General features: G+C 69.9%; 14 protein-coding genes. 9 read left to right on the top strand and 5 right to left on the bottom strand.

Annotated elements, in window-relative coordinates:
• Window positions 1-32: 32 nt before the first annotated feature.
• Window positions 33-1571, bottom strand: coding sequence for a protoporphyrinogen oxidase (gene hemG, locus QFZ26_RS09155; protein ID WP_307041361.1), 1539 nt, complete (start codon window positions 1569-1571; stop codon window positions 33-35).
• Window positions 1568-2716 (bottom strand): uroporphyrinogen decarboxylase, encoded by a 1149-nt coding sequence (hemE, locus tag QFZ26_RS09150; RefSeq protein ID WP_307041359.1) that lies wholly within the window; start codon window positions 2714-2716, stop codon window positions 1568-1570. Before hemE ends, hemG begins: the two co-directional genes overlap by 4 nt.
• 242 nt (window positions 2717-2958) lie before the next feature.
• Here hemE and QFZ26_RS09145 point away from each other — a divergent pair, with 242 nt between their 5' ends.
• From QFZ26_RS09145 to QFZ26_RS09135, 3 genes are all read left to right on the top strand, one after another.
• A complete protein-coding gene (locus QFZ26_RS09145; RefSeq protein WP_307041357.1) occupies window positions 2959-3678 on the top strand; it encodes a hypothetical protein in 720 nt (239 codons plus the stop codon).
• Between the two features lie 99 nt (window positions 3679-3777).
• Entirely contained in the window at window positions 3778-5166 is a 1389-nt protein-coding gene (locus QFZ26_RS09140; protein ID WP_307041355.1) for a glutamyl-tRNA reductase, read from the top strand.
• A 66-nt stretch (window positions 5167-5232) separates the two neighbouring features.
• Complete coding sequence (locus QFZ26_RS09135) at window positions 5233-5925, top strand: GNAT family N-acetyltransferase (protein WP_307041353.1); 693 nt, start codon at window positions 5233-5235, stop codon at window positions 5923-5925.
• A gap of 45 nt (window positions 5926-5970) precedes the next feature.
• On the opposite strand, the gene QFZ26_RS09130 is transcribed toward QFZ26_RS09135, so the two are convergent.
• Complete coding sequence (locus QFZ26_RS09130) at window positions 5971-7356, bottom strand: glycine--tRNA ligase (protein WP_307041352.1); 1386 nt, start codon at window positions 7354-7356, stop codon at window positions 5971-5973.
• Window positions 7357-7445: 89 nt separating this feature from the next.
• Between QFZ26_RS09130 and QFZ26_RS09125 the strand changes: the two genes are divergently transcribed.
• From QFZ26_RS09125 to QFZ26_RS09105, 5 genes are all read left to right on the top strand, one after another.
• Entirely contained in the window at window positions 7446-8780 is a 1335-nt protein-coding gene (locus QFZ26_RS09125; protein WP_307041351.1) for an alpha/beta hydrolase, read from the top strand.
• Window positions 8777-11329, top strand: coding sequence for a bifunctional lysylphosphatidylglycerol flippase/synthetase MprF (locus QFZ26_RS09120; RefSeq protein WP_307041349.1), 2553 nt, complete (start codon window positions 8777-8779; stop codon window positions 11327-11329). The genes QFZ26_RS09125 and QFZ26_RS09120 overlap by 4 nt, the downstream gene beginning before the upstream one ends.
• A 123-nt stretch (window positions 11330-11452) precedes the next feature.
• Entirely contained in the window at window positions 11453-11647 is a 195-nt protein-coding gene (tatA, locus tag QFZ26_RS09115; RefSeq protein ID WP_307041348.1) for a twin-arginine translocase TatA/TatE family subunit, read from the top strand.
• 276 nt (window positions 11648-11923) lie between these two features.
• On the top strand, window positions 11924-13093 hold the full coding sequence (locus QFZ26_RS09110) for a sugar phosphate isomerase/epimerase family protein (RefSeq protein ID WP_307041346.1): 1170 nt from the start codon (window positions 11924-11926) through the stop codon (window positions 13091-13093).
• 81 nt (window positions 13094-13174) lie between these two features.
• Window positions 13175-15946, top strand: a complete 2772-nt coding sequence (locus QFZ26_RS09105; RefSeq protein ID WP_307041344.1) for a PQQ-dependent sugar dehydrogenase — start codon at window positions 13175-13177, stop codon at window positions 15944-15946.
• Window positions 15947-16450: 504 nt separating this feature from the next.
• Here the strand turns inward: QFZ26_RS09105 and QFZ26_RS09100 are convergent.
• The gene (locus tag QFZ26_RS09100; RefSeq protein ID WP_373460705.1) at window positions 16451-17494 is read right to left on the bottom strand and encodes an ABC transporter permease; all 1044 of its coding nucleotides are present in this window, start codon (window positions 17492-17494) and stop codon (window positions 16451-16453) included.
• A complete protein-coding gene (locus tag QFZ26_RS09095; protein ID WP_307041342.1) occupies window positions 17491-19011 on the bottom strand; it encodes a sugar ABC transporter ATP-binding protein in 1521 nt (506 codons plus the stop codon). Before QFZ26_RS09095 ends, QFZ26_RS09100 begins: the two co-directional genes overlap by 4 nt.
• 268 nt (window positions 19012-19279) lie before the next feature.
• Here QFZ26_RS09095 and QFZ26_RS09090 point away from each other — a divergent pair, with 268 nt between their 5' ends.
• Entirely contained in the window at window positions 19280-20314 is a 1035-nt protein-coding gene (locus tag QFZ26_RS09090) for a substrate-binding domain-containing protein (protein ID WP_307041341.1), read from the top strand.
• The last annotated feature ends 96 nt before the right edge of the window (window positions 20315-20410 follow it).

The raw sequence follows: 20410 nt of genomic DNA, 5'->3' as shown, positions 1-20410 counted from the left end.
CAAGGGGGTTGCGCCGGAATATTCCGTTCCGGCTATGCGATGCCGTCGAGGTGCAGGGCGCGGTGGCGCACGCGGTGCGCGACCTCGAGGGCGTGCGGCACGACCGATGCGAGGCCCGTGCCCGCGATCCAGGACCCGGTCGCCTCGATGGAGGGTTCGGCGGCGAGGGCGTCCTCGAGTTCGCGCACGCGATGCTGTTGTCCGAGGCTCGCGTGCGAGAGGGCGTCGCGCCAGGCCGTGCGACCCGAGGCGCGGAGCATCCGCTCATCGAGGTGCACGTCGAGCAGCGCCGAGGCGTCGGCGAGCGCGATGCGGGCGACCGCGTCGTCGGCGAGCCCGTCGAGCGGGTTGGATGCCCCGGCCCGGCCGTAGGAGAGACGCACGACGTGCCGGCGGCCCGCCGCCTCGGCCAGCCACTGCCACTTCGCGGTCGAGTGCGTGAGCGCCTTCGCGGTGACTCCCTCGGTGCCCGCCGCGACCAGCACGCCCGTTCCGCGGGGCACCGCGTCGAGCGCCGGTGCGTCGAGCACGAGCGTGACGAGGTCGACGGATGCCGCGGCCGGCCAATCGGCGGCATCCGTCCACCCGTCGACGGCCTCGACGAGGAGCCGCCGTGAGGACTGCGCGGGCGCCGCGAGGATCACGAAGCGGGTGTCGACGAGGAGGTCGCCGTCGGCGGTGGTGGCGGCGACACGCCACTCGGGGATGTCGGCGCCGCCGGCATCGGCGTCGCCGGCTCCGGCGGCCCGCGCTCGAAGGCGCTCGAGGTCGCGCACCTCGGCCGACGTGGTGACGGTGACGTCGAATCGCCGCAGCTCGGCGGCGAGCGTGTCGACGAGTCGGTGCATCCCGCCGCGCAGTCCGCGCACGGCGCTGCCGGCCTTGCGTTCCTCGACGAGCTGGCCGACGCCGCCCGAGAGCGAGCCCATGCGGGTCATCGCCTCGTTGAGGCCCGGTGCGACGACATCGAGGTCGAGCTCATCCGGATCGGCCGAGTAGACGCCCGCCGAGATCGGGGTCACGAGCCGGTCGAGCACGGCGGCACCCATCCGCTTGCGCACGAGCTCGCCGAGGCTGTGAGCGCGCCCGATGCGGAGGATCGGCATGATCCGGTCGGCATAGGCGCGGATCGCGCCGCGCCACCCGATGATGCGGCGCACGTCGTCGCCGAGCGGGTTCGCGGGGATGCCGAGCATGCCGGTCTTCGGGAGCGGGGCTGCGGCGACGCCGCCGGCCTTGCCGTTCGACCCCGGCATCGCAAGCCACGCACCGGCGCGGTTCGGGTCGACGACGTCGCCGTCGAGCCCGAGGGTCGTGAGCAGCTCGGCGACCGTGCCACCTCGCGTCGCGAAGGACTCGGCGCCGCTGTCGAGCGTGAGGCCGTCGAGTTCGATGCGACCGACGCATCCGCCGAGCTCAGCGCGGCGCTCGAGCAGGGTGACCTTCAATCCGACCTTCGCGCACTCGAGTGCGGCGACGAGCCCCGCGACGCCGCCGCCCACGACGACCACGTCGACCGCCGCATGCTGCGGGTCGCGCGCCGCCGCGTCGGCACGGGGTGCGTCGGTCATGCGGCGGCCTCGTGCACGAGCTCGACCACCCGGGTGAGCACCGTCGGGTCGGTCTCGGGCGGCACGCCGTGGCCGAGGTTGAAGACGTGCGCCGGGGCGACCTCCCCCTGCCGGAGCACCTCGCGTACCGCCGCCTCGAGCACCGGCCACGGCGCGGCGAGGAGTGCCGGATCGAGGTTGCCCTGCAGCGGCACGTCGGCGCCGACGCGCGCCGATGCGACATCGAGCGGCACGCGGTAGTCGACGCCGACCGTGTCGACGCCGATGCCGTGCATGGCACCGAGCAGCTCGCCGGTGCCGACGCCGAAGTGCACCACCGGCACCTGGCGGGTGAGGGCGGTGCCCGAGGCATCCGTCGTCTCGTAGGCGAGGTCGTGCACGAACGACAGCGCCGTCGCCGAGGCAGGCGCCACGTGCCGTTCGTAGTCGGCGAGCGAGAGCGCGCCCGCCCACGAGTCGAAGAGCTGGGCGGCGGATGCCCCGGCCAGCACCTGCGTGCGCAGGAAGCGTCCGGTGAGCTCGGCGGTCCACTCCATGAGCGCGCGCCAGGCGCCGGCGTCGGCGTGCATGAGGGTGCGCGCGGCGAGGTGGTCCTTCGAGGGGCCGCCTTCCGTGAGGTATGCGGCGAGGGTGAACGGGGCGCCCGCGAAGCCGATGAGCGGGGTCGGCGTGCCCGAGCCGTTGTCGGTCGTCGCGAGCTCCGCGATGGTGCGCTGAACCGCTTCGGTGATGGGGGCGGATGCCTCGTCGAGCCGTGCAGGGTCGATCGCCGTGAGCTCGGCGACGGCCGCAGCATCGGCATAGCCCGTGCCGAAGACCGGGCCGCGACCCGGCTGGATCTCGACGTCGACGCCCACGAGCTTCAGCGGCACCACGATGTCGCTGAAGAAGATGCCCGCGTCGACCCGGTGCCGGCGCACCGGCTGCAGTGTGATCTCGCTCGCCATGGCCGGGTCGAGGCACGCGTCGAGCATGCGCGTGCCGACGCGCAGGTCGCGGTACTCGGGCAGCGACCGCCCCGCCTGCCGCATGAACCAGACGGGCGTCGTGTCGGAGCGCTCTCCTCTATAGGCGCGCACGAGTCGCGAGTCAGACGTGAGGCCGGCGGAGAGCGGGTGCTGCGGGGAGAGGATCACGCAGGACATTGTCGCGTATCGGGCTGGGGGTTCCGTGTCGGCGAGCACCCGGCGCTGCGCGAGCGCAGCATGCGAGTTTGAAAGGAAGGCTTACATTGAGGCGGCGCCCGGCGCTAAGGTCGAGACGTTGTGCGCCCCCCGAGCACGACGACGTGCGTGTTACCCCGCTCGCGCGCCTCCGCACCCCACGGAGAACCCATGTCCCTCACATCGCTGTGTCCCCTCTCCGCGCAGACCCCGCGAGGCCGACGATGAACGACGCTGCCCCGCATCGCGGCGGCATCACCGTGCTCGTCGCGATCGCGGCGACCCTCGTCATCGCCACGCTGATCGCCGGCTCCGGCTCCCTCGAGCGCATCGTCGTGCGCCTTCCGCCGGTTCCTGCGGCCGAACGCATCGCCGTGGTGAGCTCGGTGCTCGCGGTGCTTGCGACCGTCATCTGGATGTTCGTGCGCCTCGGCGAGCTCGCCAGGGCCCGCGCCCGTCGGCGCGCCCTCGAGGCGTCGGTGCGCGGCGAGGTGAGCTGCGGCATCCGGAGCCGTGTACTCGTCTCGAGCCTCACCGAGCTGACGGATGCCTCGCGGCCGACGAGGCTCGCGGCCCGCTACTCGCTCGTGGCGGACGAGCTCGGCGTCTCGCTCTGGAACGGTGGCCGCCGGCCCCGCCGCGCCGCGTACTTCCCGTGGCGGGAAGTGCGGGGCATCCGCAGCGACACCGTCGTCGCGGGCACCTCGGTCGTGTCGGTGCTCGTGCTGCGCGTGCGACGCGGCCGCGTGAGCGTCGAACTGCCGATCATCCTCGCCGACGAGCGGCCGGGGCGGTTCGCGCTGTCGGATGCGCCGTTCTTCGCCGTGGTGCGCAGCTGGAAGGCGAAGCACCGCGCGGCGCTGGCGTCCGCGGGTCTCGAGCTTCCGCCGTTGACGGCGCCGATCCCGATCATCCGCCAGGGCCGGGTGCTGACCGGGCGCTGATGCCCGGTGAGCGCTCGAGGCGACCTGAACGTGCGAAACTGAGTTTGCTCAGTGTCGGCACTGGGCGAACCTCCATTCGACGGCGGGTAGAATCCACTCGTGCTCATCTGTCTCACCGCGAGTCACAAGAACGCCGAGTTCGACATGCTCGAGCGTCTTTCGGCGAACGCGGAGACGGCGGCGACGCGCATCGTCGACGGCCACGACGCCCTCCAGGGCGCCGTCGTCGTCGCCACCTGCAACCGCTTCGAGGCCTACCTCGACCTCGACCTCGATGCGCACTCGGGCGACTCGCCCGTGCCCGCCGTGCACGAGGCGATCCGCGCGGTCGGCACGGTCGCCGGCCTCGAGCCCGACGAACTGCGCACGACGTTCGGGTTCGTGCACGGCAACGCGGTGGCCGGGCACCTGTTCGCCGTGGCCTCCGGCCTCGAGTCCGTCGTCATCGGCGAGGGCGAGATCGCCGGGCAGGTGCGACGTTCACTCGAGCGCGCCCGCGCCGAAGGCACCACGACTCCCGACCTCGAGCGGCTCTTCCAGCGCGCCTCGCAGACCTCGCGCCGCGTGAAGAACGAGACCGGCATCGGCGGCGAAGGGCGCTCGCTCGTGCGCCTCGCCCTCGACCTCGCCGAGAGCCGCATCACCGACTGGGCCGGCACGCGCGTGCTGCTCGTCGGCACCGGCCGCTTCGCGGGCGCCTCGCTCGCCGCGCTCCGCGACCGCGGTGCGAGCGACGTGCGCGTGTACTCCCCGTCGGGCCGCGCCTCGAGGTTCGCCGCGAACCACTCGATCGAGGCCGTTGCCAAGGCCGACTACGCCGCGGCTGCGGCGAGCGCCGACGTGATCGTCACGTGCACGACGGTCGAGCACCATGTGGTCGACCGGGCGCTCATCGAGGCCGGGCGCGCTGAGCTCGGGGCATCCGGCGCCTCGGCTGCGGTGTCGGCGCCGGCCGCGATCACCACCGTGCCCGAGCCGAGCTCCACCCCCGCCGCCCGCCAGCTCGTGATCGACCTCGGCCTGCCGCGCAACGTCTCGCCCGATGTCACCCTCGTGTCGGGCGTCGAGCTGCTCGACCTCGAGACCATCCGCATCCACGCGCCCCTCGAAGAGCTCGGAGCCACCGATGCCGCGCGCGAGATCGTCGGCCAGGCGGCGCGTGTCTTCGGCGAGACCCGCGAAGAGCTCGACGTCGCACCGGCCGTCGTGGCCCTGCGCCGACACGTGTTCGACATCCTCGACGCCGAGATCGCCCGCGCCCAGGCGCGCGGCGACGACGACGGACGCACCGAGGCCGCCCTCCGCCACATGGCCGGCGTGCTGCTGCACACCCCCATGGTGCGCTCGCGCGAGCACGCCCGCGCGGGCGAACAACGCGCGTGGGTCGACGGGGTCGCCGCCGTGTTCGGTGTGACTCCGGACGCCCCGGCCGCGAGCTCCGCCGATGCCGCGGGCGAACGCGCGACCGGTGGCGCCGCCTCAGCCTGAGCCGTCCGCTCTGCACGCCCCGGCGCGACGGGCCGATGTCGCCCGATCGCGCTACGCTGCCTGACGATGCCTGACTCCGCCACCCAGAACAGCGGCGCCACTCGCGCCGAGCTCGCGGCAGCCGACGGTCCGCCCGCGCTCCGCTTCCCGTACGACGCGACGGCGCTCACGGAGCATCCGCTGCGCACCGAGCGCCTCGTGCTGCGCCCGCTCGAGGCATCCGACGCCGCCGACGTCTACGAGTACCAGCGCATCCCCGAGGTGCTCCGCTACCTGCCGTGGCCCGAACGCGACCGCACCGAGGGCTACGCCCACACGGCGAAGCGCGCCGCCGGGCGCCTGCTCGTGGTCGACGACGACTTCGTCGTGCTGGCCGCCGAGCTGCCGGGCACACGGTCGGTCGACGATCCGCGGCGCGATCGCGTCATCGGCGATTTCATGATCCGCGTCTCGAGCGCGAAGCATGCGCAACTCGAACTCGGCTGGGTGCTGCACCCCGACTTCCAGGGGCTGGGGTACGCCGCCGAGGCCGCAGGCGCGGTGCTCGACTTCGTGTTCGAGACACTGAATCCGCACCGCGTGCAGGCCTTTCTCGACGCGCGCAATGCGGCATCCGCTGCCCTCTGCGAGCGCCTCGGCATGCGTCGCGAGGCGACGATCCTCGAAGAGGAGTACAACGACGGCGAGTGGCAGGACACCGCGATCTACGGAGTGCTCCGCCGAGAGTGGGCGGCCCGGCGGGGCACGGCCGGCAGCTGAGCCGCAACCGGCCCCGGCGCCGCAGCCCAGCTGCTCGTGCCGTGGCTACGCCCCGATGAGGCGCGCGGCCAGATACCCCTCGAGCTCGGCGAGCGGCACCCGCACCTGCTCCATGCTGTCGCGCTCGCGCACGGTCACCGCGTTGTCGTCGAGCGAGTCGAAGTCGACGGTGATGCAGAACGGCGTGCCGATCTCGTCTTGGCGGCGGTAGCGACGGCCGATGGCGCCGGCATCGTCGAAGTCGACGTTCCAGTGCTTGCGAAGGGACGCCGCGACCTCGCGGGCGAGCGGCGACAACCGCTCGTTGCGGCTCAGCGGCAGCACCGCGGCCTTCACCGGTGCGAGGCGCGGATCGAGGCGCAGCACCGTGCGGGTGTCGACGCCGCCCTTCGCGTTCGGCACCTCTTCGACGTCGTACGCGTCGACGAGGAACGCCATGAGCGAGCGTGTGAGACCCGCCGCCGGCTCGATCACGTACGGGGTCCACCGCTCGTTCTTGGACTGGTCGAAGTACGAGAGGTCTTTGCCCGAGTGCTCGGAGTGGGTGCTGAGGTCGAAGTCGGTGCGGTTGGCGACGCCCTCGAGCTCGCCCCACTCACCACCGGTGAAGCCGAAGCGGTACTCGATGTCGACGGTGCGCTTCGAGTAGTGCGACAGCTTGTCTTGGGGGTGCTCGAAGCGGCGCAGGTTCTCGGGATCGACGCCCAGGTCGACGTACCAGTTCCACCGGTAGTCGAGCCAGTACTCGAACCAGTGGTCGTCGGTGCCCGGCTCGACGAAGTACTCGAGCTCCATCTGCTCGAACTCCCGCGTGCGGAAGATGAAGTTGCCCGGCGTGATCTCGTTGCGGAACGACTTGCCGATCTGGCCGATGCCGAACGGCGGCTTCATGCGCGCCGCCTGCAGCACGTTCGCGAAGTTCGTGAAGATGCCCTGTGCGGTCTCGGGACGGAGGTAGTGCAGCCCCGACTCGTCTTGGACGGGGCCCAGGTAGGTCTGCAGCATCATGTTGAAGTCGCGCGGCGGGGTCCACTGGCCGCGGGTGCCGCAGTTGGGGCAGGCGATGTCGGCCATGCCGTTCTCGGGCGCACGGCCCTTCTTCTCCTCGAAGGCCTCGAGCAGGTGGTCTTCGCGGAAGCGCTTGTGGCAGTGCAGGCACTCGACGAGCGGGTCGGTGAAGACACCGACGTGACCGGATGCCACCCACACCTGCTTGGGCAGGATGACGCTCGAGTCGAGGCCGACGACATCGTCACGGCCGGTGACCATGTAGCGCCACCACTGGCGCTTGATGTTCTCCTTCAGCTCCACGCCGAGGGGGCCGTAGTCCCACGCAGATCGGGACCCGCCGTAGATCTCGCCGGCCTGGAAGACGAACCCCCGATGCTGGGCGAGGGCGATGACGGATTCGAGACGGCTGGGTGCGGCCACGGTGGCTCCAATGGTCCTGGGATCGGGGAATGCCCGGAAATCGACACGGTTCCACCATCCTACGGGCGCTCGGTCGGGGGAGTTACGCTGTGCCCAGCACAACCGGGGGCGAGGGGGCGACCGTGTGGGATCTCGTGCTCGAGCTGAACGTGGTCGACGGTCCGTTCGTCATCGCGCTGTATGCCCTCGCCGCGGCGGTGTTCATCTACCTGCTCGGCCGGGGGCCCGGCTGGGCCTGGGTGCTCACCGTGATCGTGCTGCTCATCGTCGGGGCGATCGTCGGTGCCGCGCTGCTCTGGATCGCCGTCAACCTGCTCGACACGTTCGGCGGTCCGGTCGACGAGGCGACCTGGTGGTGGGTGCCCGCAGCGTTCGCCGGCAGCACGCTCGCGATCTGGAACCTCTGGTACTCCCGCTGGTGGCGCAAGCTCATCGCGGTCCTGGCGATCCCGTTGTTCGCCGCGACCGCCGCCATCGGCGTCAACGCCTCCTATGGCCTGAGCCCGACCCTCGGGTCGATGCTGCACATCTCGACGGCCGACCCGATCGACATCCCGCCCCCCGACCCCGACCAGGCCACGGACCCGGCCGAACCGCTCTACGCGACCTGGACCCCGCCGCCCGACCTGCCCGCGAAGGGCCGAATCGGCACCGTCGAGGCCGGCGTGCCGAACGCCGTCTCGGGCTTCCCCGCGCGACCGGCCCAGCTCTACCTGCCGCCGGCCGCCCTGGTGGCGGATGCCCCGCGCCTGCCCCTGGTCATCATGATGATGGGGCAGCCCGGCGACCCCGACGCGAGCTTCATCGGCGCCGTGCTCGACGAGTACGCCGCCGAGCACGGCGGGCTGGCCCCCATCGCCCTCGTGGTCGACCAGCTGGGCGATCCGTCGGAGGATCCCCTGTGCCTCGACACCGAGCTCGGCATGGCCGAGGCGTATGTCATGCAGGACGTCGTGCCGTGGGCGAAGGCCAACCTGAACGTGTTGCAGGGCCCCAGGTACACGACCGTCGCCGGGTACTCCAACGGCGGCGGGTGCGCGGCCTACTTCGGGTCGAAGTACCCCGAGGTGTTCGCCAACCTCCTCGCGATCTCCCCCGTCGAGTTCGCGGGGGCCGAGCAGCCCGACGAGGTGCGGTCGTCGATCTTCCAGGGCGACCAGGCGGCCTACGACGCCGTGAAGCCGGTGAGTATCATGGCGTCGAAGACGCCGTATCCCGACACGACGGCGATCTTCACGGTCGGCGAGGACGACGGTGCATTCGCGCCGGGTACCGAACGACTGGCGGATGCCGCGACCGCCGCCGGCATGAAGACGACGTTCGCCGTGGTGGGTGGCGCCGACCACGGCGTCTCGGCCCTGAACGGGGGCCTCGAGGCTGGCTTCGACGTGCTGTACCCACGACTGGGACTCTCGGCACCATGAGCGGCGCCGTCACGGACGCAGAGCCGAAGGGCCGGCTGCACTCGACCGCCGAGACGCTCGGTGGGTTCGTCCGCCGCATCCCGTTCAGCATCGCCCTCGCCGTCGTGCTCATCGCGACGGCTGTCGTGACCGGCACGTTGTTCGGCAGCGCGCCGCAAGCGACTTCGGAGACGTGGGCTGCCGGCGTCACCACGACATTCGACGGCGCCCGGTGGTGGACGGTCGTGAGCGCGCTCGTGATCCCCTTCGACCCCTTCCAGCTCGTCGCCGGCGTCATCGCCGCGATCCTCCTGCTCGGCGTCGCGGAGCGACGCATGGGCACCTGGCGGGCGATCGTCGCCTTCTTCGTCACGGGCGTCGTGGGCGTCGGCCTGGGCACATGGGTGCAGTGGATCGGCTCGCTCGCCGGCGAATGGTGGGCCACTGGGACATCCGCCGACCTGACCCTCGACCCGCTCACCGGGATCGTGGGCGCGCTGATCACCGCGACCGCGTTCATGGGGGTGCTGTGGCGTCGCCGCATCCGGGTCGTGACGCTCGCGTTCATCCTCGTGTTCGTGCTCTACGACGGCGACTCCTCGAACGTCTACCGGCTCATCGCCGCGGTCGCGGGCTACTTCCTCGGCGCGATCCTCACTCGGGACGCCTCGACACTCAGGGCACGACGCAGCTCGCACCGAGAGATCCGCACGCTCGTGGCATCCGTCGTCGCCGTCACCGCGATCGGCCCGATCGTGGCATTCGTGAACCGCAGCGACCTCACCCCGTTCGGGTTCGGCTCCTACCTCTACGCGGACGAGCCGCTCGCCCTCGACGCGGTCGTGGCGCAGTGCGGTGGGCAGGCGGGCTCGACCGCGCTCGGCGACGCGTGCGTGAAGCTGCTCGCACTCATGAGTGCGCAGGGATTCGGGATGTTCCTGCTCTCGTTCGTGCCGGTGCTGCTCCTGCTCGTCGCCGCATGGGGGCTTCGCAGCGGACGCCGTTTCGCACGCTGGCTCGCGATCGCCGTCAACGTCGCGATCCTCCTCTTCGCCCGCAGCGCGCTCGACGTGACGATCACGACCGCCGACGTGGAAGCCGGGCTCTGGTCGGTGTTCGACATCGGAGAGGCCATCGTGTGGATCCTCGCGGTGCTCGCCCTGCCGATCGGCATCATCGTCATGCTGTTCGTCACGCGCCGGCACTTCCAGATCAGGGCGCCTCGACCCGCGTACACGAGGTTCGTGGTCATCGTCGCGACGTCCTTCCTCGCACTCGCGGCGCTGTACTTCGTCGTCGGACTCGTGACCCTCGGCGAATACTGGCCGGCGGCGTCGCCCTGGGATCTCCTGCTCGACACGTTCAAGCGCTTCGTGCCGCCGCATTTCCTCGCCGTGGTCGACCCGATCGTGCTTCCCGGCCACGACCTCACGAGCGCGCTGTACCAGTTCGTCGGCCCGCTGTTCTGGGGCATCTTCATCGTCGCCGCGCTCTGGCTCATGTCACGCTCCGACGCCGGAACGAGGAGCGCGGATGCCGCGCGCCTCCGCGCACTCCTGCGCCGCAACGGCGGCGGCACCCTCGGTTTCATGGCCACGTGGCCGGGCAACGTCTCCTGGTTCAGCGACGACGGCGAGTCCGCGGTCGCCTACCGGGTGATCAACGGCATCGCGATCACCATGTCCGACCCGATCTGCGCGCCGGAGAACGATGGAAGGGTCATCCGCGAGTTCGCCGCCTTCTGCGACGCCAACAGCTGGGTGCCCGTGTTCTACAGCGTGCACCCGCGGTACCTGCCGGTGTTCGAGGAGCTCGGATGGCAGGACACCCCGGTCGGCGAGGAGACCCTCGTGCGCACCAGGGGCCTCGAGCTCACCGGCAAGCCATGGCAGAAGGTGCGACAGGCGCTCAACCGCGGCATCAAGGAGGGTCTGACCACGGTCTGGACGAGCTGGGACGAGCTGCCGCTCGCGACGATCGCCGAGATCAACGCCATCTCCGAGGAATGGGTCGCCGAGAAGGAGCTGCCCGAGATGGGCTTCACGCTCGGCGGCATGGAGGAGCTGAAGGACCCCGACGTGCGCCTGATGCTCGCGGTCGGCGCCGACGGACGCCTGCAGGCGGTCACGAGCTGGCTGCCGGTGTACCGCGACGGCGAGGTGACCGGCTGGACGATCGACTTCATGCGACGCACCGACGGGAGCATGAACGGCGTGATGGAGTTCCTCATCGCGTCGGCGGCGCTGCACATGAAGGAAGCCGGCGCCGAGGTGCTGAGCCTCTCGGGTGCGCCGCTCGCGACGAAGCCCCTGGGCCCCGGCGAGGAGGCGCCCGAGCCGACGGCCATGACGCGGCTGCTCGACTTCCTCGCCGGCACCCTCGAGCCCGCGTACGGTTTCTCCTCGCTGTTCCGCTTCAAGGCGAAGTTCAACCCCGAGTACGAGACCATCTCGATGGCGTACCCCGACACGCTCGCGTTGCCGGCCATCGGCCTCGCGATCGGCAAGGCGTACTTGCCCGAAGTCTCCCCGCAGGAGGCGGTCGCGCTCGTGCGGACGCTCTCGAAGTAGCCCCGCTATCTTTTCGAATCGGCCGAAGCTCGGAGCCGAACGTTCGACTTCCGCCGTCACATGTGATTAGTCTGGCGGGTCAAGGGCGCCGAAGGCGTTCAGCCTGCACTCAACGGAGGAACCATGTTCGCGAACCTCAACGGCTGGCACGCCGTCATCATCCTCGCCGTCATCCTGCTGCTCTTCGGGGCACCGAAGATCCCACAGCTTGCACGCTCGCTCGGCCAGTCGATGAAGATCCTGAAGACCGAGATCCGCGACGACTCCACGGCCGCAGCGGCTGATGGGGTGCCGGCCGAGGAGCCCGCCGCGCGGTGATCGCGCTCTCATGATCCGGCGTTTTGGGCGCGCCTCGACTTATGACGAGCGACTGACTAAAGATTAATGTCGTTCTCCCGGCTTTCGCTTGACCAATTCGCAATTTGTACCGTAGCGTTCGAGGAAGCACGCAGGGTGGCCTGGCCTCCAAGCGGGCTGGGAGCACGAAGACCGGTGTGAATCAGGCTTCGGGCACCCGTTCCGAGACTCGGTCCGGTGCGACGCGATGTGGCGTCAGAGCGGGTCTCGACACCCCTCTTCATGCAAAGGAGCATCATGGACGATCTCATCGATCGCGACGACAACCCCGAGCTGGGCCGCAGCCTCGGACTCTCCAGGCGGCAGCTGCTCGCCGCGACCACGGGCATGGCCGCAGCCGCCGCGCTCAGTGCCGCCGCGTTCGGCGGTGGCCCCGCCCACGCCGCGACTCGCACGGCGGCGCGCTCCGCCGCGGCATCCGGTGCCGTGAAGGCGGCGAACGGCACGCTCCTGCCACCCGGCAAGCGCGGCATCATCCTCTACACGGTCCGCGACGCCATCTCGCGCGATCCGAACACGACCGACCTGGCGTCCGGCTTCCGCGAGGTCTTCCGGGAGCTCTCCCGCATCGGCTACAAGCAGATCGAGTTCGCCGGATACAACCAGCACGCGAACGCCGAGGGCGGCAACGTCAACAACGTCGCCGGCGCCCAGCTGCTCCGCACGTGGCTCGACGAATACGGACTCGAGGCCGAGGGCAACCACGGCTCGATCCCGTCGACGATCAGCGACGCGACGATCGCCGCGTTCGACGCCCAGTGCGAGATCGCGAACATCCTCGGCTTCGGGCACATCGGAACCGGCAACGACCCGACGAACAGCGCGTTCGTCGCCGACTGGGATCTCGCAGCCGACCGGTGGAACTTCTTCGGTGAGCGTGCGGCGTCGCACGGGCTGAAGCTGTACACGCACAACCACGACATCGCGTACAGCTTCCTGCTCGACAGCGGCCCGCTCGACGCGCTCGGCCGGCCGACGCGTTCCAGCGGCATCCGTCGCCTGGAGCACTTCCTCCAGAACACCGACCCGAGCTACGTGTACCTCGAGATGGACATCTACTGGGCGCACGTGGCGCAGTACAAGCACCGCAGCTTCACGGCGCCCGACGGCACCGTCGTCGAGAGCCTCTTCGACCCCGCGGGGGTCGTGGCGGCGCAGACCACCCGGTTCCCGCTGTTCCACACGAAGGACGGCCGCATCAACACCGCCACGCCGAACGGCTACGACATGGTGCCCTTCGGGCAGGGAGACATCGACTACACGACGTTCTTCCAGCGCATCGGCGCCAAGGGCTACCACAACTCGATGTGGGAGCAGGACACGGCACCCGGTGGAAGCGCGAACCCCGGCCAGTCGCTGGCGTTCGCACAGGTCGCCTACGACGGCATGGCCGCACTCCGCGGTTAGTCGCACATTGCCCCGGGCCAGGCCGTAACCCGGCCCGGGGCATTTCCACATCCACGACACCCCTCTTCCAAGGAGACATCCATGTCCAAATCCAGAATCCGATTGGGCGCGCTCGTGCTCAGCGGACTGCTGGCGGTCACTTCGCTCACAGTGAGCGCCGGGGCCGCAGCCTTCGCACACGATGGTCATGACCACGGCGACGAGGTCAGCGCCACGACCTGGGCCAACTACGAGCGCGTGACGCTGACGAAGAACGTCGGCGAGCCGATCGACCTCGCAGTGCTCCCCGACTCGCGCGTGCTGCACACGACGCGCAACGGACAGGTGCGCCTCACCGACCCCGCCCAGGGCACGACGGCGACCGTCAACACGATCGACGTCTACGCGAACTCCGAAGACGGCCTGCAGACGATCGCGCTCGACCCCGCGTTCGAGGACAACGGCTGGGTCTACCTCTACTACGCGCCCCGCACGATGACGGCCCCCTACCCGGCGACGACGCCGACCGGATCAGCGCCGAACTCCCTGCCGGCGGGCGCCGACGAGTCGTACTGGAACCAGTGGAAGGGCTACAACCAGCTCAGCCGATTCCACTGGAACGCCGAGACGAACTCGCTCGACCTCGCGAGTGAACAGGTGATCATCAAGGTCGAGGTGCAGCGCGGCCAGTGCTGCCACGTCGCGGGTGACATCGCCTTCGACAACGACGGCAACCTGCTGCTCGCCACGGGCGACAACACGCCCGCGAGCACGCCGGGCGCCAACGGCTACGCCCCGAACAACGACCGGGCCGGATTCAACCCCGGTTTCGACTCGCGTCGTGGCGCGGGCAACTCGAACGACCTCCGCGGCAAGATCCTGAGGATCGACGTGCAGGCAGACGGCTCCTACACGATTCCCTCCGGCAACCTCTTCGCCCCGGGAACCGAGAAGACCCGCCCCGAGATCTACGTCACGGGCCTTCGCAACCCGTTCCGCATCGACTACGACCCCGAGACGAGCGCACTCACGTGGGGCGACTACGGCCCCGACGCGGGCACGGCGAGCGACCTCCGTGGCCCGATGGGCTACGTGGAATGGCAGAGCACGACGAAGCCGATGAACGGCGGCTGGCCCTACTGCCACGGACCGAACGCGAACTACAACGACTGGGACTACGAGACACTCACCCAGGGCGACTGGTTCGACTGCGCTGCAGGCCCGATCAACACCTCGCGCCACAACACCGGTCTCACGCAGCTGTCACCGGCAACCGCACCGCAGATCTGGTACGGCGACCAGCCCACGCACCAGCCGTGGCCTGAGCTCGGCGCAGGCGGGCAGGCCCCCATGGGCGGCCCGACCTACCGGTACGACGAGGAGAACGAATCGACGACGAAGTTCCCCGAGTACTGGGACGGCAAGGCGTTCATGGCCGAGTTCTCACGCGATCGCATCTTCGCCTTCAGCCAGGAAGACCCCGACGGCGAGGTCACGAAGATCGAGGACTTCCTTCCGAACGCCTCGCTCAACGCGGCGGGCATGCCCCCGTGGGACAACGTGATCGACTTCGAGTTCGGTCCTGACGGATCGCTCTACGTGCTCGACTACGGTGACGGCTTCTTCCGGCCGAACCCCGACGCCGGCCTCTACCGGGTCGACTACGTCGAGGGCACCAAGGGCCCGCGCGTCGAGCTCTCGGCGTCGGTGACGTCGGGCCAGGGTCCGCTCGAGGTCGACTTCTCGGCCGCCGAGAGCACCCATCCCGATGGCCTCGCGCTCAGCTTCGCGTGGGACCTCGAGGGTTCGGGCACGTTCACGCCCGGCCCGGCAGAGGTGAGCCACACGTACACGGCCGACGGCCAGTACACGGCTCGCGTCCGGGTCACCGACTCCAGCGGCCGGGTCAGCCTCTCGTCGGTCGTGATCACGGTCGGCAACACCGCGCCGACCATCGAGATCGTGACGCCCGAGAACGGCTCCTTCGCCGACTGGGGTGACACCGTCGCCTTCGAGGTCAAGGTCACCGACCCTGAAGACACCGTGATCGACTGCTCGCGAGTCCTCTGGACCTATGCTCTCGGCCACGACAACACGCACGCCCACCCGCTGTTCAGTGGAAGCGGCTGCACCGCTGAGATCGAGATGCAGGAGGAGGCCGGCCACGGCGAGACCGAGAATATCTACGCCCAGATCGGCGCCTCGTACACGGATGGCGGCAGTGCCACCGCTCCGGCGCTGGCGAGCGACGACGTGACGCTCCTCAACCCGCGCGAGCTGCAGGCCGAGCACGCCGACGCCTCGAGCGGAACCTCGACCGTCGACGACGCGACCGCCCACGCAGCCCGCAAGGTCACCTCGTTCGAGGCCGGCGACTGGCTGGCCTACGACCCGGTCAACCTCATCGGGATCACGGGTGTGGAGGCACGCGCGACGGGCACCGGCTCCCTCTCGCTCCGCTGGGGCAGCGCCGACGCCGCACCGTTCCTGACGATCGACGTGGCGAGTGCCGCGGCCGAGTGGCAGGAGGCATCCGCACCGCTCGTGACCGTGCCTGTGGGAACCGACCGGCTCTACGTGACGAGCACCGGCGGCGTCGATCTCGACCAGCTCGAGTTCACCACGTCGACCGGCGACATCCGTGCGTTGCTCGAGGGCCTCGACGACGACAACCGCATCACTCACGGTGCTGCGACCTCGTTCGGTGACACGCTGGCGGAGATCGACGCGGCCCTCGCCGCCGGCGACACCGCCACGGCGATCAGCAAGCTCGAGTCCATCGTGGCGCAGGTCCCCAAGCGGATCCGCACCGACGCTGAGGCGGCGGCGCTCGTCGTCCGGGCGGCGGAGGCGGTGATCGCCGACCTCCAGTAGCGCCGTTCGGCGCTGAGATCCGGGAGCCCCGGTTCGCCCATCGGGCGGGCCGGGGCTCTCGCATATCTGCGGTCGGCCCCGGGCGGTGGCGGTTCGGCGCTCCTCGGCCGGCGTCGGGGCCACCGGGCTCCCGTCCAGCGGCGCGCCGCAACGCCGGGTCAGGAGATCGGCGGATGCACCGTGCCGCGTGCCGTCGGGCCCGTGCTCGAGGCGAGAGCGATCGGCGTCGGGCCCGAGGGCCGGGCGGCGTGAGCGAGTTCCCAGCGAGCCGCCTGCCCGGGAAACGGCGCGTTCCGGGTCGCACCCGTAACGCACGACCCGGAACGCTGCGCCACCCCTCTTCCGAAAAGGCAGGCGCCTCAGGGTAGCACCGGGGCCTCTGCCGACCCTCGGCTCAGGCGCCGAATGCCCCGTGGATTGGGGGCCCCGCGGGCGATGCCGGGCACACGACTGCGCCCCGACGATCACGGATCATCGGGGCGCAGGGTCGTGGTGCGGTCGTGTCTAACTCGAGCGACCCGGGCGTGACGCGAAGCGCTGCTGCAGCAGCACCGCCACGACGATGATGACGCCCTTCACGATGTTCTGCACCGAGGTGGACAGGTTGTTCTGCGTGAAGACGTTCGTGAGCGTCGCGAAGATGAGCACGCCGAGCACGGTGCCGACGATCGTGCCCCGACCGCCGACGAGCAGCGTGCCGCCGACCACAACGGCCGCGATGGCGTCGAGCTCCCAGAGCGTGCCATGGGTCGACGTGCCCGCGGTCGTGCGGCCGAGCATCATGACGGCGGCGATGCCGGCCGCGAGGCCGGTGAGCACGTAGAGCGACACGAGGTGACGCTTCACGCGGATACCCGCGAGGCGCGTGGCCTCGAAGTTGCCGCCGATCGCGACCGTGCGCCGGCCGAACGTGGTGCGGGCGAGGAGGAACCAGCCGGCCACCGTGGCGAGCACGAAGATCCAGATGAGCCATGAGATGCCGAGGAAGTCGCCGCGGAAGAAGTCGAGGAAGCCGGTGACGCTGACGATCTGCGTCTGCCGGTTGGAGAGCAATTCGGCGAGCCCTCGGGCTGCGACGAGCATGGCGAGGGTGGCCATGAACGGCACGACCTTGCCGTAGGCGATCACGATGCCGTTGATGAGGCCTGCGGCGCCACCGACCGCGACGGCGACCGCGACCATGAGCAGCCAGCTTGTCTGGTCGGCCGCCGCCTGGATCCAGGAGAGCGAGGCGACGACGCTGGCGAGGCCCATCACCGAACCGACCGAGAGGTCGATGCCACCGGCGGTGATGACGAAGGTCATGCCGATGCTGATGACGCCGATGATCGAGGCATAGCGGATGATCGTCAGCATGTTGTCGACGTTCATGAACGTCGGGCCCGCGGTGATCCATCCGACGGCTACGAGCACGAGCAGCGCGATGATGAGACCGAGGTTGCGCCCGGCCGGGCCGCTGAGCACGCGTTGCACGACACCTCCCGACGGCTTCTCGCTCGGTTCGATGACCGTGGTCGCAGGTGCGGGTGCAGGGGATTGCTCGCTCACGCGGCGGTTCCTTTCATGACGAGGTCGAGCACGCCGTGCTCATCGATCTCGGTGGCGGGTGTGATGTGGAGGACGCGTCCGTCGCCGATGACGAGCACGCGGTCGGAGAGTCCGAGCACCTCTTCGATCTCGCTCGACACCACGACGATCGCGGTGCCGGCATCGGCGAGGCGCCGGATGAGGGCGTAGATCTCGGCGCGGGCGCCGACATCGACGCCACGGGTCGGCTCATCGAGGAGCAGCACGGACGTGCCGTGCACGAGCCAGCGCGCGAGCATGATCTTCTGCTGGTTGCCGCCGGAGAGCGTGCCCGTGATGCGATCGGGGTCGGCGGGGCGGAGTTCGAGGGCGTCGATCTGCTCGCGCGTGACGACGCGTTCGCGGCGCTCGTTGAGCATTCCCCCCTGTGCGAACCGAGCGAAGGACGAGAGGGTCACGTTCTTGAAGATCGGCTCCTCGAGCAGCAGCCCCTGACTCTTGCGCTCTTCGGGCGAGAGGCCGACGCTCGCGGCGACGGCCGCGTTCACGGAGCCCGGGCGAAGGCGCTTGCCGCTGACCACGACGGTGCCGGAGGTCGGGCGACGGGCGCCGTAGATCGTCTCGAGGATCTCGGAGCGGCCGGAACCGACGAGGCCCGCGAGACCGACGACCTCTCCGGCGCGCACGCCGAAGGTGACGTCCGAGAAGGTGCCGCGCAACCCGAGGCTCTCGACCTCGAGCACAAGGGGCGCATCGGCGGGGAGGTCGCGGCGCGGCGGGAACACGAACTCGACGTTGCGCCCGGTCATGAGGCGGATGAGCTCTTGCGTGGGAGTGTCGGCGACCGCGAGTCCGCTGGCCATGCTCGCGCCGTCTTTGATGACGGTGATGCGATCGCCGATCTGGCGGATCTCCTCGAGCCGGTGGGAGATGTAGATGATGGCGATGCCCTGCCCGGTGAGTTCGTGCACGACTCGGAAGAGGTTCTTCACCTCTTCGGCATCGAGCACGGCGCTCGGCTCGTCCATGATGATGAGCTTCGCATCGTGCGAGAGCGCTCGCGCCATGCTCACGATCTGCTTGTGCGCGGCGGAGAGCGTGCCGACTTCACGGTGCGGCGAGAGGTCGCCGTGCCCGAGTCGTTTGAGCAGTTCTCGGGTGGTCTTGGCGGCGGCGGCCTGGTGGAGCACACCGCCGGTCGCGAGCTCGTGGCCGAGGAAGATGTTCTCCGCGATGGTCAGCCCGTCGACGACGTCAAGCTCCTGGTACATGGTGGCGACGCCCATGTCGATGGCGGCGACGGGGTTCGGGATGTCGCGCCGCTCGCCCTGCCAGATGATCTCGCCGCCGTCGGGCTGGTGCGCCCCGGCGAGGACCTTGATCAGCGTCGACTTGCCCGCGCCGTTCTGCCCGAGGACGCAGTGCACCTCACCCGCGACCACGTCGAGATCGACGCCACGAAGGGCGGGAACTCCGGCGAATGCCTTCGTGATCCCGCGCATCGAAAGTAATGACGCTGGATTATCACCTTTGATCATGCGACGAACATAACAGATGCACCACGGGGTCGGCCAGCCTTCGTGCAGTGAAAGGAGGTGCGATTCGGCGTCCTCGGGAATGGGGACCCCACAGACGAGGCCGAATTCGTTTATGACGATGAACAAACTTAAGTTGCCAAATCATGCACCACTTATGCTACGGTGACGATGTCAGCGTGGACTGCGGCTGAGCTTCCCCTCCGGGGGCAGCCGTGCCGGTCGAAGTCCTCGTCGGCACGTCTGCGAATCACTCACACTTGGAGGACACATGCGCACAGCGCGCACCCAACGGCGCATGTTCGCCGTAGCCGGCGCCATCGCCATCGCCGGTCTCGTGACCGGCTGCACCGCCGGCGGCGAGACCGAGAACACCGGCCCCACGAACAACGCGAACAACACCGAGGCCGGCGAGACGGTCACGATCGGCTTCTCCGGACCGGCAGCCGACCACGGCTGGCTCGGCGCGATCAACTCGGCCGCCATCGCCGAGGCCGAGAAGTACGACGACGTCGAGCTCGTCGTGGCCGAGGGCACGAACGACGCCAACCTGCAGATCAGCCAGGTCGAGACCTTCATCAACGACGGCGTCGATGCGATCGTGCTCCTCCCCACCGATGGTGCGGCCCTCACAGAAGTCGCCATCAAGGCGATGGAGGCCGGCATCCCCGTCATCAACGTCGACCGCGAGTTCTCGAGCACGTTCGCCGCACGCGCCACCATCCTCGGTGACAACTACGGCATGGGCGTCAGCGCCGGCACGTACATCTGCGAGCAGCTCGGCGACAACCCCGACGCCGTGGTCGCCGAGATCGCCGGCATCGACTCGCTCCCGCTCACGCAGGACCGGTCGGAGGGCTTCGCCGACGCGCTCGAGGACTGCGGGCTCGAGGTGAGCAACCGCGTCGCCGCCGACTTCACCGTCCAGGGCGGTGAGGCCGCCGCCTCGCAGCTGCTGGCCGCCGCCCCGCAGATCGACGCGATCTGGAACCACGACGACGACCAGGGCGTCGGCGTGCTCGCGGCCATCGACGCCGCGGGCCGCGACGAGTTCTTCATGGTCGGCGGCGCCGGCTCGAAGAACGCCATGGAGGCCATCAAGTCCGGTGACAGCGTGCTCGAGGCGACGGTCATCTACCCGTCGACCCAGGGCGCCGACGGCATCGCACTCGCCCGCCTCGTGGCCCAGGGCAAGGCGCTCGGCGACATCGTCGAGCAGGATGTGCCCTCGCGCATCGTGCTCTTCGCACCCGTCGTCACCGCCGACAACGTCGACGAGTACCTGCCGACCGCCTTCACCTCCTGACGCGCGGATCCCAGGCGGCCATCGCCCGGGATCCGCGCTCACCCCTCGCGGACGCCCGCGTCGCCACTCGCGACGCGGGCGTCCGCCCGAACGGCC

Origin of the sequence: Agromyces ramosus (assembly GCF_030817175.1) — a bacterium.
Lineage (GTDB): Bacteria > Actinomycetota > Actinomycetes > Actinomycetales > Microbacteriaceae > Agromyces > Agromyces ramosus_A.
This window is presented reverse-complemented; position numbering and strand designations above follow the sequence as displayed.

Excerpts from the sequence above, each read along its gene's own strand:
- hemG (WP_307041361.1), bottom strand. The coding sequence starts at position 1,571 with ATGACCGACGCACCCCGTGCCGACGCGGCGGCGCGCGACCCGCAGCAT.
- hemE (WP_307041359.1), bottom strand. The coding sequence starts at position 2,716 with ATGTCCTGCGTGATCCTCTCCCCGCAGCACCCGCTCTCCGCCGGCCTC.
- QFZ26_RS09145 (WP_307041357.1), top strand. The coding sequence starts at position 2,959 with ATGAACGACGCTGCCCCGCATCGCGGCGGCATCACCGTGCTCGTCGCG.
- QFZ26_RS09135 (WP_307041353.1), top strand. The coding sequence starts at position 5,233 with ATGCCTGACTCCGCCACCCAGAACAGCGGCGCCACTCGCGCCGAGCTC.
- QFZ26_RS09120 (WP_307041349.1), top strand. The coding sequence starts at position 8,777 with ATGAGCGGCGCCGTCACGGACGCAGAGCCGAAGGGCCGGCTGCACTCG.
- tatA (WP_307041348.1), top strand. The coding sequence starts at position 11,453 with ATGTTCGCGAACCTCAACGGCTGGCACGCCGTCATCATCCTCGCCGTC.
- QFZ26_RS09110 (WP_307041346.1), top strand. The coding sequence starts at position 11,924 with ATGGACGATCTCATCGATCGCGACGACAACCCCGAGCTGGGCCGCAGC.
- QFZ26_RS09105 (WP_307041344.1), top strand. The coding sequence starts at position 13,175 with ATGTCCAAATCCAGAATCCGATTGGGCGCGCTCGTGCTCAGCGGACTG.
- QFZ26_RS09095 (WP_307041342.1), bottom strand. The coding sequence starts at position 19,011 with ATGATCAAAGGTGATAATCCAGCGTCATTACTTTCGATGCGCGGGATC.
- QFZ26_RS09090 (WP_307041341.1), top strand. The coding sequence starts at position 19,280 with ATGCGCACAGCGCGCACCCAACGGCGCATGTTCGCCGTAGCCGGCGCC.